This is a genomic window from Planomicrobium sp. YIM 101495 (assembly GCF_009707665.1).
GTDB lineage: Bacteria > Bacillota > Bacilli > Bacillales_A > Planococcaceae > Planococcus.
In genome coordinates this window covers 881,901-897,256 of record NZ_WLZW01000001.1, presented here as the reverse complement: position 1 = coordinate 897,256, position 15,356 = coordinate 881,901, and the positions used below count along the sequence as shown (strand labels likewise).

Genomic DNA, 15,356 nt, shown 5'->3' with positions numbered 1-15,356 from the left:
GAAGGAGCAGCCATTATGGACAAAGTGATCGACATCGAAGAACGCATCCCGTCACTCCGAGAGCGGCGGAAAAAAAGAACCAATCGCAAATTCGTTGCACTGTTGTTCCTTTTTCTGCTTTTGCTTGCTGTATTGATCTATAGTCAAACGCCGTATAGTGAAATTCAAGAGATCTCGGTCGACGGTGCGGTTCTTTACGAAGAGCAGCGGTATATAACGGAAAGTGGGCTTTCACCCGGAGATTCCATGTGGTCATTCAGTGAGGCGGACATCAAAAAGGAACTGGAGCAGTTGCCATGGGTCGATAAGGCTGACGTGCAAAAGGACTGGTTGACGAACGTCGCCATCACTATCGAGGAATTCGAACCGATCGGCTTCCTTGAACGCGGCGGAGGGTTTCAATCATTACTGGCCAATGGATACGCATCGGATGAACCTGTGGAAAAGATCGATGGACCGGTTATCACCGGCTTCGAAGACGAGGAAAGCCGTGAGAAGCTGGCAGTACAGTTGAGCAACCTCAATTCCTCGTCCTACCAATTGATCTCGCAGATCGTCGAAACAGATAGAATCGAGGGAAGTGTCTATATGACCCTCTATATGACCGACGGCAATGAAGTCCAGATTGTCATGGGAACGCTTGCTGAGAAATTGAATTATTATCCATCTGTCGTCTCACAATTGGAGGACGGGCAGAAAGGGATTTTCGATATGGAAGTAGGGGTCTTTTTCCGCTCCTTCGATGAAGTGTATGGGGATGGACTACCAGAAGAGGAACCATTAGAAGGTGAAGCAGTTGAAGAATTCGAGGACACAGACCCCGAATAAAAAGAAATCCAGAAAATCCATTTTGTTTACGATCGCCTTTATCGTCCTCGGCTTCATCTTAGCCTATTCTTATAACTTGTCGGGATCGGGAAGCGATGAAGAGGAGTATACAGGCGGGGAATATTTCGGGCAGGAAGAATATTTCCGTGAACAACTGATCGAACAGCAGGAGCGCAATAAAGAATTGCGTGAAGAGCTGCAGGACAAGCAAGCCTTGGTGCAAGAGTACGAGCAGGATTTCTCCGAAAATGAAGAAGACTTTGCGAACTATGCGTTGGAGGCTGAACAACTTCGCTTATGGCTCGGCGATATGCCGATTCAAGGCGAAGGGTTGCGCGTGGTCTTGAACGACGCCGATTATGGAACCGGCAACTTGAATCCGAACGATTTCATCGTCCACGAAGGTCATATATTCCAAGTGATCAATGAATTGAATATTTCGGGCGCCCAAGCGATTGCGATCAACGGTCAGCGCATCGATGGTAATTCTTACATCGTATGCACTGGACCAGTCATCACAGTCGATGGCATTCAACACCCGGCTCCTTTCATTATCGAAGCGATCGGTAAAGCGGATGTACTCGCTGCGGCGATGCAGTTGAACGGTGGTGTGCTGGATCAGCTCGTCAACGACAACTTAGTCGTCACACTCGAACAAAGTCAGACGATCTCGATGCCTGCTTTACTGACAGAATCATAATTGAGGGGGGAGTTGCATGAAAAACAAATCCTTGGCGTATTTTGCAGGAATCCTATTCATCATCGGTTTGATGATGTCGACCCAGTACAATACTGTTAATGGGACGGATCCACGTGAAGTCCGGGGTGTGTGGGAAATTAGGCAGGAGCTTACGCAAGAGAAGCAGCTCCACTCTGAATTATTATCGGAAATCAGCTTGGCGGACGAGACCCTCGATAATTACGGAGCGGTCGCAAGCGAAAGCCCAGAGCAGGCATTGAAAGAAACAATCGAAAAACTACGCAATGAAGCTGGTTTGACCGAGCAGTCAGGACCAGGACTCGAAGTGATGATCAAGCCGTCATTGGAAGCGGTCGCATTAGGCCTGGAGATCGAACAGATTGCACCAGACATGCTGAGCCGTTTCCTGAACGAAATCAATCGGACGGTGGATGCCCAAGTGTCGGTCGATGGTCAGCGCATCATCAATTCGACGGCAATTCGGTACATCAATGGGACGACCACAATCAATACACTTCCGCTGACGAGCCCGCCATTTGAGATCTTAGTGGCTGCTGAATCGGAAGAAGACATAGAGCGGCTCTACAACCAGCTTGTCGTGTCCCCAATCATCCAGGACTTGTATATCGATAACTTGAGCGTCGAAGTATCCAAACCGCAACACCAGATCACCATCCCGGCTTATGAAGGAGAGTTGAACCTCTCCGTACTTCAGCTGGCAGAGGAGGAATAAGGATGTGGCTACCGATATTGGGCCTATTCCTCGGCGCCGCCCTTGGCTTATTGACGGACATCCAGATTCCATCAGCTTATACGAACTACTTGTCGATCGCCGTACTTGCCTCGTTGGATACATTGATTGGCGGTATTCGGGCACATCTACAAAATGTCTACGATGATAAAATCTTCGTTTCGGGTTTTTTCTTCAATATTGTATTGGCGGCGAGTCTTGCATTCCTTGGAGTGCATCTCGGAGTCGATCTTTACTTAGCAGCAGTATTTGCTTTTGGAGTCAGGTTGTTCCAGAATATCGCTGTAATTCGGCGGATGCTCTTGGAAAAATGGGCGAAAAAGAAGACACAAACAGAATTATCTTAAAAATTATACACGAAATTGCAAAGTCTGCGAATTTTCTTAGACAAGGCAAGGGAATTACAATAGAATGGTATTAACAGAACCTATAGTTTAACTTAAGGAGGTGCCGTGGATTGAATCAATCAGAATTATATGTGAGTTTGGATATCGGCTCTTCTTCGATAAAAGTATTGATTGGAGAAATGGCTGGAAACTCAGTACATGTTATTGGAGTCGGGAATGTTAAATCGAGTGGAATTAAAAAAGGTGCGATTGTTGATATAGATGCAACGGTGCAATCCATTAAAAAAGCGGTGGAACAGGCAGAACGAATGGTAGGAACGTCCATCCGCGAAGTGGTGCTAGGAATTCCTGCCAATCAAGTTCAAATACACCCGGTCAAAGGGGTAGTCGCAGTCAATAATGAAAATCGTGAAGTGACGAACGATGACCTATACCGCGTATTGGATGCGGCACAAGTGATTTCCATCCCGCCTGAACGTGAAATCGTCAACGTGGTCCGTGAGCAGTACATTGTGGATGGGCAGGATGAAATCAATGATCCGCGCGGCATGATCGGCATCCGTCTCGAAATGGACGGTACGATGGTGACGACTTCCAAAACGATCCTGCATAATGTGTTACGCTGTGTAGAGCGTGCAGGCCTTGAAATCAGAGAAATCTACATGCAGCCTTACGTTGCTGGTGAATATGCATTGACGGAAGATGAGAAGAATCACGGGACTGTCTTGATCGACATCGGGGGCGGATCTACGTCACTCGCTTTCTTCCAAGACGGACATCTTCGTGCAGCATCGATGATTCCGGTCGGTGGGGACAATGTGACGAAAGATTTGTCCATCGTCTTGAAAACGCCGGCGGAACAGGCAGAACAAATCAAACTCCAGTATGGTCATGCTTTTTACGACGATGCTTCTGAAGACGAACTGTTCGAAGTCCCTGTCATCGGATCCGGCACGAAAGAACAATACAGCCAAAAATACATATCTGAAATAATCGGGGTTCGCCTGGAAGAACTTTTCGAACTGATTTTGGATGAATTATATGCAATGGGTGTGCAAGACCTTCCAGGAGGCGTCGTCTTGACTGGCGGCATGGCGAAGCTCGAAGGAATTCAAGAACTGGCCCGCACGATTATGCAGACACGTGTCCGTTTATTCGAACCTGAATACATCGGCGTACGCGAACCAAAATACACGACAGCCGTCGGGTTGATCAGACATGCATATGACGAAGATCTGTTTTACGGTTATGATACGGGCGTAAGCGTGGAGCAGGAAGCTTACGACTTCGAACCTTCTAAACCGGTTAAACAGAAAAAAGCGAAAAATAATGGTGAAGGCGTCGTCACGAAAGCTAAAAAGATGTTTGACCGTTTCTTCGAATAAAATCACTTTGACATAAGCTTGAAAAAGCAGATCAAACTTGGGAGGAAAATAGAATGTTGGAATTCGATACAGCAATAGATGCACTTGCAGTTATTAAAGTAATCGGTGTCGGCGGCGGCGGAAACAACGCTGTCAACCGGATGATCGAACATGGAGTCCAAGGTGTGGAATTCATCGCAGTCAACACGGATGCACAAGCACTCAACTTGTCGAAAGCGGAAGTCCGTTTGCAAATCGGAGGGAAATTGACACGCGGCCTTGGTGCCGGTGCTAATCCTGAAGTCGGTAAAAAAGCGGCTGAAGAAAGTAAAGAGCAGATCGAAGAAGCACTTCGCGGTGCAGACATGGTCTTCGTTACAGCTGGTATGGGCGGAGGAACTGGTACAGGTGCTGCACCGGTCATCGCTCAAATCGCAAAAGATCTTGGCGCATTGACGGTAGGTGTCGTGACGCGTCCATTCACATTCGAAGGTCGCAAGCGGTCGACACAAGCAATCACAGGAATCGGTACAATGAAGGAATCGGTCGATACATTGATCGTCATCCCGAACGACCGTCTTCTTGAAATCGTCGACAAAAACACACCGATGCTTGAAGCATTCCGCGAAGCGGACAATGTTCTTCGCCAAGGTGTTCAAGGCATCTCCGACTTGATCGCAGTCCCAGGATTAATCAACCTTGACTTCGCAGACGTGAAGACAATCATGTCCAACAAAGGTTCTGCATTGATGGGCATTGGTGTCTCTTCAGGCGAGAACCGTGCTTCGGAAGCCGCGAAAAAAGCAGTATCCAGCCCACTACTTGAAGTTTCAGTCGACGGCGCGAAAGGTGTTCTCATGAACATAACGGGCGGATCGAACTTGAGCCTATATGAAGTACAAGAAGCAGCCGACATCGTCGCTTCTGCATCGGATGAAGATGTCAACATGATCTTCGGCTCGGTCATCAACGATAACTTGAAAGACGAAATCATCGTCACGGTCATCGCGACTGGTTTCTCCGAAGAACAATTGCAGCCAGGTGTCAGACAGCCTCGTGCAACTGGTTTCGGCGGAGGACGCCAACAAGCTCAACCGCAACAGCAGCAGGCTCCGATTCGCGAACAGCGCAGAGAAAGCCAGCAGCCACAACGTGAAGAGCAGGCTCCGACTTACCAACAAGAGCCACAGCGCCAGGAACGCCAACAGGAAGACGCACTAGACATCCCAACATTCCTGCGCAACCGCAGAAGACGCTAATTCAAGTGGAATTGAAACCACCTACTCCGTCAGTGTATTGACGGAGTAGGTGGTTTTTTGTTTTGGAGAGAAAGAGGAAAAGGAGATTGGTTGACTTCGATGGGGGAGGGAGAGGAGACTGGCTGACCTCCATTTCAGAGCTCGCGTGCTGGAGGAGCGTCGCCGAGTCTCCTCGGTCGCTGCGCAACCTGCGGGGTCTCGGCAACACTCTAAGTCTCCGGCACACTCGCTCCTCCATTTCGGCTCAGCTCGTTCGAGAAGGGGAGTGGGATAGAATTCGGATGATTTGGATGAATCGAGCCTAGCTGCCTTTGTCGCTTTCTACCAGAAGGTGTCAGATATTAGTGGGCAAGCTCAGGGAATTCTCATTTTAAATTTAGTTGTGACTCGTGGCATTCTAATGTCGACTCAAGTTTTTCACACTTAATAATGAGCAAGCCGGATATATTTGGCGTATCTTCTGATCATCTCGTCAAATATCATCAATTTTTAGTTACAATGCGATGCTGGATAAGAAGTGATCAATAATGATGCGCTCCCGATAACTTTTACACATAAAATCAACTGAGAGCGGCGGCCTACGCAGTCAGCCGCCCAAACATTTAACGCAACACCAGCATTAGAATAAAATGAAAATGACATCTCATCACCATTTCTCCCACACTCTCAGCGGAGGGGGTGGTTTGGACTGGGTGGAGGAAGACGACAAGTGTCCCTCAGCTTGGCTTCTTCCGGGAGCCCTGTCCGAAGCGACGCAGCGAATTCCCATGCGACACCCAAATGACTTTTCCGCATTCCCCATCAGAACCACAGCGGCCTACGCAGTCAGCCGCCCAAACATTTAACGCAACACCAGCATTAGAATAAAATGGAAATGACATCTTATCATCATTTCTCCCACACTCTCAGCGGAGGAGGTGGTTTGGACTGGGCGGAGGAAGACGACAAGCGTCCCTCAGCTTGGCTTCTTTCGGGAGCCCTGTCCGAAGCGACGCAGCGAATTCCCATGCGACATCCGATCTCCCTCTTCCCACCACCCCGCTAGATTTCCAATGCACACATAATTGATAAATGACAATGATATTGGTACAATAAAGTGAGCTTGCTGTGAGGACAGGACCTCTCACGCTAAATGAGCTACGCATGGAAATTATGACAAGAAAAGTAGTGAAATGATGGAAACGATCAAATCGAAATTCGAAAACATAACCGAGCAACTCAATCAAATCAACCCAGGCATCCAAGTGATCGCCGTTACAAAGCAAGTCGGGAATGAGCGCACGCAGGAAGCTGTAGACGCTGGCATCATACATCTTGGCGAAAACCGCCCTGCTGGCCTTTTGCAGAAACGCGAAGCGATCCACGCGAGTGTCGACTGGCACTTCATCGGCAATTTGCAAACACGCAAAGTAAAAGACATCATCAATGAAATTGATTTCTTGCATTCATTAGACCGGCTAAGCTTAGCGAAAGAAATTCAGAAACGTGCGGAGAAAGCAGTTCGCTGCTTCGTACAAGTCAACGTTTCCGGTGAAGAATCAAAAAGCGGAGTCCCAGCTGAAGAAGCGGTGGAATTTGTTCGGTCGCTCGCCGATTTCGACAAAATCCAAGTGATCGGCTTGATGACCATGGCTCCGATTTCAGAAGACGAAGGACTGATCCGCCAAGTGTTCAGTGGCCTGAAGAAACTGCAGATGGAGATTGCCGAGAAGGCTTGGGACCATGCTCCGTGTACAGAATGTTCGATGGGGATGTCCGGCGATTATATAATCGCTGCTGAAGAAGGCGCTTCATATGTCCGGATCGGCACGGCACTGGTAGGAACGGAAAGTGAGGTAGAGGGATGAGCATCATAGACAAATTCAAAAACTATTTCTACATGGATGATTATGAAGAAGCTGAACCCCAATCACAGAAGCAACAACCAGCAGTACGACAGGAAAAAGCACCAGTAACCCAACAGGAACAGTTGCGGAAGGCACCGAAAGAACGGCGTCCGAAACCTGTTGAGCATACAAATGCTGCTCCACCGAATTTGGTGAGTTTACAAAGCGCTAGCAAATCTGCGAAAGTCACGCTAGCTGAGCCGCGCGTCTATTCGGAAGCTCAGGACATTGCAGAGAGCTTGAAGAACAAACGCGCGGTCGTCGTCAACCTCCAACGGATTGAAAAAGACCAAGGCTTGCGTATCATCGACTTTCTGAGCGGAACTGTCTATGCCCTTGGCGGCGATATTCAACGTATCGGTACGGACATCTTCCTATGTGTTCCCGATACAGTCGAAGTGGACGGAGCTATTTCAGATTTCTATTACGATGACCAACAATAAAAAGAGGTGTATGACTTCCCAATGATCGCTTTATTGAATCTTATTTTATACGCAGTCCAAATATATACGTATATCCTCATCGCCAGCATTTTACTCAGCTGGCTGCCGAATGCGAAGGAATCCAGCTTTGGTCAATTGCTTTCCAGACTTACAGATCCGTACTTGGATATTTTCCGGAGGATTATACCACCGATCGGCATGATCGATTTTTCACCGATCATTGCAATCTTTGCATTGAACTTGGCGAGCCAAGGGTTGATCGTCGTGTTTCGCACATTCATCTAAAACCTCACTCTTGTGGGGTTTTTTCTGTAACTAAGTGAATCGTCACAAAGGAGATTTTAAAAATGGAGTCACTATTTCAGCACTTCCGTAAAGAAGAGCAGCCATTCATCGAGCAAGTGGCGGGTTGGATCATCGAAGTGGAGGATCGGTATACACCAAAGTTGACCGACTTCCTGGATCCTCGTCAACGCTTCATCGTCCAGTCGGTCGTCGGTTCGTCGGATGTGAAAATCGCTTCGGCCGGTTTATTTCAAGATCCTGAACGGGAACGTCTGCTGTTGTACCCGTCTTATTATGAGCCGCAGCCGGAAGATTTCCAGCTGGTCATGCTGGAGCTCAAGTACCCTGCGAAGTTCGTAAGCCTGGAGCACCCGGATATTCTGGGGTCGCTCATGTCGCTCGGGCTGGACCGCGGGAAGTACGGCGACATCCGCATTGAGAATGAGCAAGTGCAATTCGCGGTCGCAGCCGAAATCCAGTCTTATCTCGAAGCTAACTTCGTCAGTGCGAAGAACGTCAAAGTCCAGCTGAAGCAAGTGGAGGGTGCAGAGAACTTCATTCAAGTGCACGAGGAATGGGCGGAGGAGACGGACACGGTGTCTTCCCTGCGCCTCGACACGGTTATGAGCTCGGTCTTCAAGATCTCCCGCCAAAAGGCGTCGGCTTACATTCATGGCGGCAAAGCGAAAGTGAACTGGACTGTGCAGGAGCAGCCAGCATTCGAACTGCAGGAATCCGACTTGATCTCGGTTCGCGGGTTAGGGCGTGTGAAAGTCCTTGCCATCGAAGGGCGGACGAGAAAAGACAAAATCCGTCTGCAAATTGGCAGGCTGGTACCGAAAGGCTGATGAATCCGGCGAGTTTTCGTGACTTGCCGGGTGAATTGCTACAATAAATATAAAAATATACTGATATTTCACTTGAAGGACTGTATAATGAAGGGTAAAGAAGCTGAGGCAAGGAGAGGTGCATGAAATGCCATTATCACCGCTGGATATACATAATAAAGAGTTCGGCCGAGGATTTCGCGGATACAACGAAGATGAAGTGAACGAGTTTCTCGATCAGATCATCAAAGATTACGAAGGGCTGATCAAAGAGAAAAAGGAATTGGAAGAACGTCTGAAGCAGACGGACGAACGTGTCGGCCATTTCACGAACATCGAAGAGACGTTGCACAAGTCGATCGTCGTCGCACAGGAAGCTGCTGAAGAAGTCCGTCGCAATTCCCAAAAAGAAGCGAAGCTGATCGTGCGGGAAGCAGAGAAGAATGCTGACCGGATCGTCAACGAAAGCCTGACGAAAGCTCGTCGCATCGCGATGGAAATCGAAGAACTGAAGAAGCAATCGAAAGTATTCCGCAACCGCTTCAAGATGCTTGTGGAAGCACAGTTGGATCTGATCGATACAGATGATTGGGAAACGTTGATGGAGTACGATCTGGATACGACCAACCTCGAACGTCTGGAAGAACAAGAAGAAGATTAACAAGCTTGACGAGTTACCCTGTCAGTCTTTATAATAACGACATACATTGAAAACGCGAAGACGGAGATGTTTCCAGCTTTCAGCCAATTTAGCGAACCGGGGATAGTGTGAGTCCGGTATGGCCAGCAGGAAAAGATCACTCCTGAGCAGAAGCGGCGAATTGAACGGTTAGCCGCTTCCGTTGCACCACGTTACGGTGATTCGAGTGGCAGCTGATCGAACTGCAACGAGGGTGGCACCGCGAGAGTTTCTCGTCCCTTTCCAGGGAGGGGAGACTCTTTTTGTTTGCAAAAAAATTGGCAGCGCGCTGTTTCTGTTCAGCGAACCAACCAAATTGGAGGAATTAGAATGGATTACAAAGATACGCTATTAATGCCGAAAACTGATTTTCCGATGCGCGGCAACTTGCCGAATCGCGAACCGGAAATGCAGAAGAAATGGGAAGAGATGGACATCTACAAGAAAGTCAACGAACGTACGAAAGGCCGTCCGTTCTTCGTTTTGCATGACGGACCACCTTATGCGAACGGTGACCTTCACATGGGTCACGCACTCAACAAAGTGCTGAAAGACATGATCGTCCGTTCCCGTTCGATGATGGGTTTCCATGCGCCATACGTTCCGGGCTGGGACACACACGGTCTACCGATCGAGCAGGCGTTGACGAACAAAGGAGTCAACCGGAAAGAGCTGTCATTGGCCGAATTTCGGAAGTTGTGTGAAGAATATGCATACCAACAGATCGATAGCCAACGTTCACAGTTCAAGCGCATCGGTGTTCGTGGCGACTGGGAAAACCCATACGTTACATTGAAGCCAACATACGAATCACGTCAAATCGAAGTATTTGGTAAGATGGCTGAGAAAGGCTACATCTATAAAGGATTGAAGCCGGTTTACTGGTCTCCATCAAGTGAATCTTCTCTCGCTGAAGCTGAAATTGAATACCACGACAAGAAATCTCCATCAATCTACGTTTCTTTCCCTGTCGTTGATGGAAAAGGACTATTAGACGAAGGAACAAAAATCATCATCTGGACGACAACTCCTTGGACGATTCCAGCTAACCTTGGAATCACAGTTCATGCTGATTTCAACTATGTTGAATTGGCTGCGAACGGCTCTAAATATGTCGTTGCCCAAGACCTCGCTGAAGCAGTTGCGAAAGAGCTTGGTTGGGAAGAATACGAAGTTGTCCGTCAGTTCAAAGGGGCGGAAATGGAACACATCACGGCGAAGCACCCATTGTATGACCGTACTTCACTCGTCATGCTTGGTGACCACGTCACAATCGAATCTGGTACTGGTTGCGTTCATACTGCACCAGGACACGGGGAAGATGACTTCTTAGTCGGGAAAAAATACGGCCTTGACGTTCTTTGTCCAGTCGACGAGCGTGGTGTCATGACAGACGAAGCACCAGGATTCGCAGGAGAGTTTTACGACAAAGCGAACAAATCGATCACAGAAGCGTTGAAAGAAGCAGGTGCGCTCGAAGCACTTGAATTCATCACGCACTCATATCCACACGACTGGCGTACGAAAAAGCCGGTTATCTACCGTGCAACAGCACAGTGGTTCGTTTCAATCGAAGCGTTCCGTGACCAGATCCTAAAAGCAATCGACGAGACGACATTCACACCGCACTGGGGCGAAACACGTCTTTACAATATGCTGCGTGACCGAGGAGACTGGAATATTTCCCGTCAACGCGTATGGGGCGTTCCAATTCCGGTATTCTATGCGGAAAACGGGGATGCAATCATCACACCGGAAACAATCGAGCACATCTCAGGCTTGTTCCGCGAGCACGGTTCGAACGTTTGGTTCGAGCGCGAGCCAAGCGACCTATTGCCACCAGGATTCACACATCCAGGTAGCCCGAACGGCACATTTACGAAAGAAAACGACATCATGGACGTTTGGTTCGACTCAGGTTCATCTCACCAAGCAGTACTTGATGAGCGCGAAGACCTACAGTATCCAGCAGACCTTTATCTTGAAGGCTCTGACCAATACCGCGGTTGGTTCAACTCATCACTTACAACAAGTGTGGCAATCAACGGCATCGCGCCGTATAAAGGCGTCTTAAGCCACGGATTCACACTCGACGGCAATGGTCGCAAGATGAGTAAATCACTCGGTAACGTCATCGTGCCAGCGAAAGTCATGAACCAACTTGGGGCAGATATCCTGCGCTTATGGGTTGCTTCAGTCGACTACACTGCGGACGTGCGTGTATCTGACGAGAACTTCAAGCAAGTTTCTGAAGTGTATCGCAAAATCCGCAATACGCTGAAATTCCTTCACGGGAACTTGCACGACTTCGACAATGAAACGGACCGCGTCGCATATGAAGATATGCGCGAAATGGACCAGTTCATGGCAATGCGTCTTCAAAAAATGATCGACGCAGCGCATAAAGGCTACAACTCTTACGAATTCTCAAGTGTCTACCATGCGTTGAATCACTTCTGCGCAAATGACTTGAGCTCATTCTACCTTGACGTAGCGAAAGACGTTGTCTACATCGAAACGGCGGATCATCCACATCGCCGTGCGATGCAGACAGTTATGTTCGACTCGCTTATGGCAATCTTGAAGCTCGCTTCCCCGATCATCCCGCACACTGCGGATGAACTATGGGCACACTTGGACTTCGTAGAAGAAGCGAGCGTACAGCTGACGGACTTCCCGGAAGTTGAGTGGAAAGATGCATACGATGCACTCGAAGAAAAATGGACACAATTTATGGTGATCCGTGACGCAGTCTTGAAAGCACTTGAAGAAGCGCGCGCTGCGAAAACAATCGGGAAATCGCTTGAAGCGAAAGTGGTCGTTTACGGAGACGAAGCAACGAAACAATTGCTTGCGTCGATCGATGACAACGTCGGCCAGTTGTTCATGGTTTCCGGCTACGAATTCGGCGGCTCTCTAGAAGACGCACCGAAAGTGGCAGACGGTTCCGTTGCAGTTGTCGTCGAAAGAGCGGACGGCGAAAAATGTGAGCGCTGCTGGACTGTTTCTGAACAGCTCGGCCAAAACGACAATCATCCGACACTCTGCTCACGTTGTGCGGCAGTCGTCGAAACAAAAGAAGCATAATCAACATTTCGAACCCGCCCCAGGTCGAGCAACATGACCTAGGGCGGGTTTTTGTGTTGGTGAAGAACTAGAGTATTAATATATAGAGTCCGGCTGGTCTGCATTCCAGAGTTTTCATGAAGTGAGAGGATTGACCTAGCAGGAAACCGGCTGACCCACATTTCAGGGTTTCGTGAGCTGAAGGCGCTGAGAAGGCGTTGAACGAATGGAATTCGGTCAATGTCTTTGCGACGAAGCTAGCGCAGCGATGCAGGAGCATATCTTTGCCCTCGAGCCTCCTCGGTCGCTGCGCAACCTGCGGGGTCTCGTCTTAGCTTTACTCCTTCAGCACGTTCACTCTTCCATTCCGGCTCAGCTCCCTCGACAAGGGGAGAGAAGTAGAATGTTGAAGATTTGGATAATCGAAGCATAGCAGCCATCGTCGCATTCTCACAGAAGGTGTCGGATGGTAGGTGGGGGATTTCAGTTTTTATGCTGATTCTGGCATTAGTCGCGTCTCACGGAATTTAATCGCGACTCATGCACTTGCAGTCGCGACTCAGATTTTCACTCTTGAAAATAAGCGAGCAGAAGAATAAATGTCGTACCTCAAGCTGGTATGAGTGGTGCGTTCACATTTGCGCGATTCCGTCACTTAACGGTAAAAATTCTTGTTATTGAAGCTGGAAATGCCGCACGTTGCAGAATAGAGGTGAAAACTACTTTTATTTTTGCATCCCTGATGAAAAAAGAGATTTCCCTCGCGACGCCCGCTCTCTCTTTTTCCCTCTCCAAAATCAGAACCACAGCACCCTACGCAGTTAGCCGCCCAAATATTTAACTCAACACCAACATTAGAAAGTAATAAAAATTCCATCTCACCACCATTTCTCCCACACACAAAGCGGAGTGGCTGGTTTGGACTGGGCGAAGGAAGAAGACGAGCGTTCCTCAGCTTGGCTTCTTCCGGGAGCCCTGTCCGAAGCGACGAAGCAAATACTCACGCGACACCCGATTTTACTTTTCTACACACAACATCAGAACCCCAGCGGCCTACGCAGTCAGCCGCCCAGACATTTATCTCGACACCAACAATAGAATGAAATGAAAATTGCATATCATTCCCACTTCTCCCACACACAAAGCGAAGGAGATGGTTTGGACTGGGAGGAGGAAGAAGACGAGCGTTCCTCAGCTTGGCTTCTTCCGGGAGCCATGTCCTTAAGCCGCAAGCGACATTCAATGCGATACCCATCTTTCCCAATAGAAACTCCACACCAGATTCCTACGTGCCACCAATCTCACTACCCAATCCATCCTCATTTTCTTTTTCCCTCCCATCTATGGTAAAATGGACTGACTGATGAGATGACGGGGGAACAGGCTTGTGTTAATTTACTATGGCATTGCTTTATTGATCATTGCATTCGACCAATTCACGAAATGGCTCGTAGTCGCCAACATGGAACTTGGCGAGCGGATCGCAGTCGTCGATCCGTATTTAGGCTGGCTCTCGCACCGCAACAGAGGTGCTGCATGGGGGATGCTCGAAGGACAGATGTGGCTATTTGCGATCGTGACCGTAGCTGTAACGATTGGCATCATTTATTATTTCCACAAACATGCAAAAGGCGAACCGTTATTCCAAGTGACTTTGATGGTCTTGCTTGGCGGAACGCTCGGGAACTTCATCGACCGCATGACGCGTGGGGAAGTAGTCGACTTTGTCGATGTGCTGATTCCGGTAATCAATTACGAATTCCCGATTTTCAACGTAGCGGATGCTGCTTTGACGATCGGTGTGGTGATGATGTTCATCGTCATTATCAGAGATGAAAAAAGACAAAAGAAAAAGGTGTCATAATGGAAGAATTCTTGTTTACAGTAACAGAAGAAACAGCAGGAGACCGGATCGATAAAGTGTTGTCTGCTGAAGAAGAAGGTTGGTCACGTTCACAGATCCAGGGATGGGTCAAAGAAGGTGCCATCCGTGTCAACGGCGAGACGGTCAAACCGAACTATAAAACGAAGCAAGGTGACGAAATTGTCGTCATCCCACCGCCAGTGGAAGACCTGGATGCAGTGCCGGAAGACTTGAACCTTGAGATTGTTTACGAAGATGCGGATGTGCTCGTCGTGAACAAGCCGAAAGGGATGGTCGTCCACCCGGCGCCAGGACATGCGTCTGGCACACTGGTCAACGGTTTGATGCACCATTGCACGGATTTGTCCGGCATTAACGGCGTCATCCGTCCGGGAATCGTTCACCGGATCGACAAAGACACTTCCGGACTTTTGATGGTCGCGAAGAACGATGCGGCGCACCATTCCCTCGTGGAGCAGCTTGTGAAGAAGACCGTGACACGCAGATACATCGCGCTTGTACACGGCCATATTCCGCATGACAAAGGGACGATCGAAGCACCGATTGCACGTGACACGAAAGACCGCCAGCGCATGGCTGTCGTCGACAACGGCAAACACGCGGTGACACATTTCCGTGTGCTTGAGCGTTTCGGCGATTTCACACTTGTGGAATGCAGCTTGGAAACTGGCCGTACGCACCAGATTCGCGTTCATATGCGTTATATCGGTTTCCCACTCGTAGGAGACCCGAAGTATGGACCGAAACGTCTGAAAGAAGCGGTTGGCCAGGCATTGCATGCACAAGTCATCGGATTCGACCATCCGGTAACGGGCGAATACCTTGAGTTTTCTGCAGAACCACCGACGGAATTTGCGGAATTGGTGGAATCGGTTCGAAACGGCGCTTGACAACCGGCAAATCCATTTATATACTTGCTATAGCAAATTGAATAGGTCACCTTTAATAACAGTCCAGAGAGGCTGAGAAGGAACTACGTTACGCAACAAGCTGGGAGTGTGTCTCCCGGGCTGTATTTTTCTGCGCATCCATCCTT

The 15,356-nt window shown here is 48.7% G+C and carries 14 protein-coding genes and 1 other annotated feature; all 14 genes read left to right on the top strand.

All coding sequences use genetic code 11. The annotated features are described in order from the left end of the window. Positions 1 to 15 precede the first annotated feature (15 nt). Positions 16 to 828 (top strand): cell division protein FtsQ/DivIB, encoded by an 813-nt coding sequence (locus GIW82_RS04590; RefSeq protein WP_154748707.1) that lies wholly within the window; start codon positions 16 to 18, stop codon positions 826 to 828. Further along, a complete protein-coding gene (locus GIW82_RS04585) occupies positions 788 to 1,528 on the top strand; it encodes a DUF881 domain-containing protein (RefSeq protein WP_370456001.1) in 741 nt (246 codons plus the stop codon). Before GIW82_RS04590 ends, GIW82_RS04585 begins: the two co-directional genes overlap by 41 nt. Before the next feature lie 16 nt (positions 1,529 to 1,544). Beyond that, positions 1,545 to 2,261 carry a DUF881 domain-containing protein gene (locus tag GIW82_RS04580; protein WP_154748705.1) on the top strand — a complete coding sequence of 239 codons (717 nt, stop codon included), beginning with the start codon at positions 1,545 to 1,547 and terminating at the stop codon, positions 2,259 to 2,261. A gap of 2 nt (positions 2,262 to 2,263) precedes the next feature. Beyond that, positions 2,264 to 2,626 carry a small basic family protein gene (locus tag GIW82_RS04575; protein ID WP_154748704.1) on the top strand — a complete coding sequence of 121 codons (363 nt, stop codon included), beginning with the start codon at positions 2,264 to 2,266 and terminating at the stop codon, positions 2,624 to 2,626. Between the two features lie 110 nt (positions 2,627 to 2,736). Next, positions 2,737 to 4,011 carry a cell division protein FtsA gene (ftsA, locus tag GIW82_RS04570; RefSeq protein WP_154748703.1) on the top strand — a complete coding sequence of 425 codons (1,275 nt, stop codon included), beginning with the start codon at positions 2,737 to 2,739 and terminating at the stop codon, positions 4,009 to 4,011. 53 nt (positions 4,012 to 4,064) lie between these two features. Beyond that, entirely contained in the window at positions 4,065 to 5,249 is a 1,185-nt protein-coding gene (gene ftsZ, locus GIW82_RS04565; protein ID WP_154748702.1) for a cell division protein FtsZ, read from the top strand. Between the two features lie 1,175 nt (positions 5,250 to 6,424). Next, positions 6,425 to 7,096, top strand: coding sequence for a YggS family pyridoxal phosphate-dependent enzyme (locus GIW82_RS04560; protein WP_154748701.1), 672 nt, complete (start codon positions 6,425 to 6,427; stop codon positions 7,094 to 7,096). Beyond that, positions 7,093 to 7,578 carry a cell division protein SepF gene (locus GIW82_RS04555; RefSeq protein ID WP_154748700.1) on the top strand — a complete coding sequence of 162 codons (486 nt, stop codon included), beginning with the start codon at positions 7,093 to 7,095 and terminating at the stop codon, positions 7,576 to 7,578. The genes GIW82_RS04560 and GIW82_RS04555 overlap by 4 nt, the downstream gene beginning before the upstream one ends. Before the next feature lie 21 nt (positions 7,579 to 7,599). Next, positions 7,600 to 7,863, top strand: coding sequence for a YggT family protein (locus GIW82_RS04550; RefSeq protein WP_154748699.1), 264 nt, complete (start codon positions 7,600 to 7,602; stop codon positions 7,861 to 7,863). 62 nt (positions 7,864 to 7,925) lie between these two features. Beyond that, entirely contained in the window at positions 7,926 to 8,711 is a 786-nt protein-coding gene (locus tag GIW82_RS04545) for a YlmH family RNA-binding protein (protein WP_154748698.1), read from the top strand. 127 nt (positions 8,712 to 8,838) lie between these two features. Further along, complete coding sequence (locus GIW82_RS04540) at positions 8,839 to 9,351, top strand: DivIVA domain-containing protein (RefSeq protein ID WP_154748697.1); 513 nt, start codon at positions 8,839 to 8,841, stop codon at positions 9,349 to 9,351. A 48-nt stretch (positions 9,352 to 9,399) separates the two neighbouring features. Then, positions 9,400 to 9,613: a binding site (T-box leader), on the top strand. 86 nt (positions 9,614 to 9,699) lie between these two features. After that, positions 9,700 to 12,456 carry an isoleucine--tRNA ligase gene (gene ileS / locus GIW82_RS04535; protein WP_154748696.1) on the top strand — a complete coding sequence of 919 codons (2,757 nt, stop codon included), beginning with the start codon at positions 9,700 to 9,702 and terminating at the stop codon, positions 12,454 to 12,456. 1,366 nt (positions 12,457 to 13,822) lie between these two features. Continuing rightward, on the top strand, positions 13,823 to 14,299 hold the full coding sequence (gene lspA / locus GIW82_RS04530; protein WP_370456000.1) for a signal peptidase II: 477 nt from the start codon (positions 13,823 to 13,825) through the stop codon (positions 14,297 to 14,299). Then, entirely contained in the window at positions 14,299 to 15,210 is a 912-nt protein-coding gene (locus GIW82_RS04525; protein ID WP_154748695.1) for an RluA family pseudouridine synthase, read from the top strand. The genes lspA and GIW82_RS04525 overlap by 1 nt, the downstream gene beginning before the upstream one ends. Positions 15,211 to 15,356 lie beyond the last annotated feature (146 nt).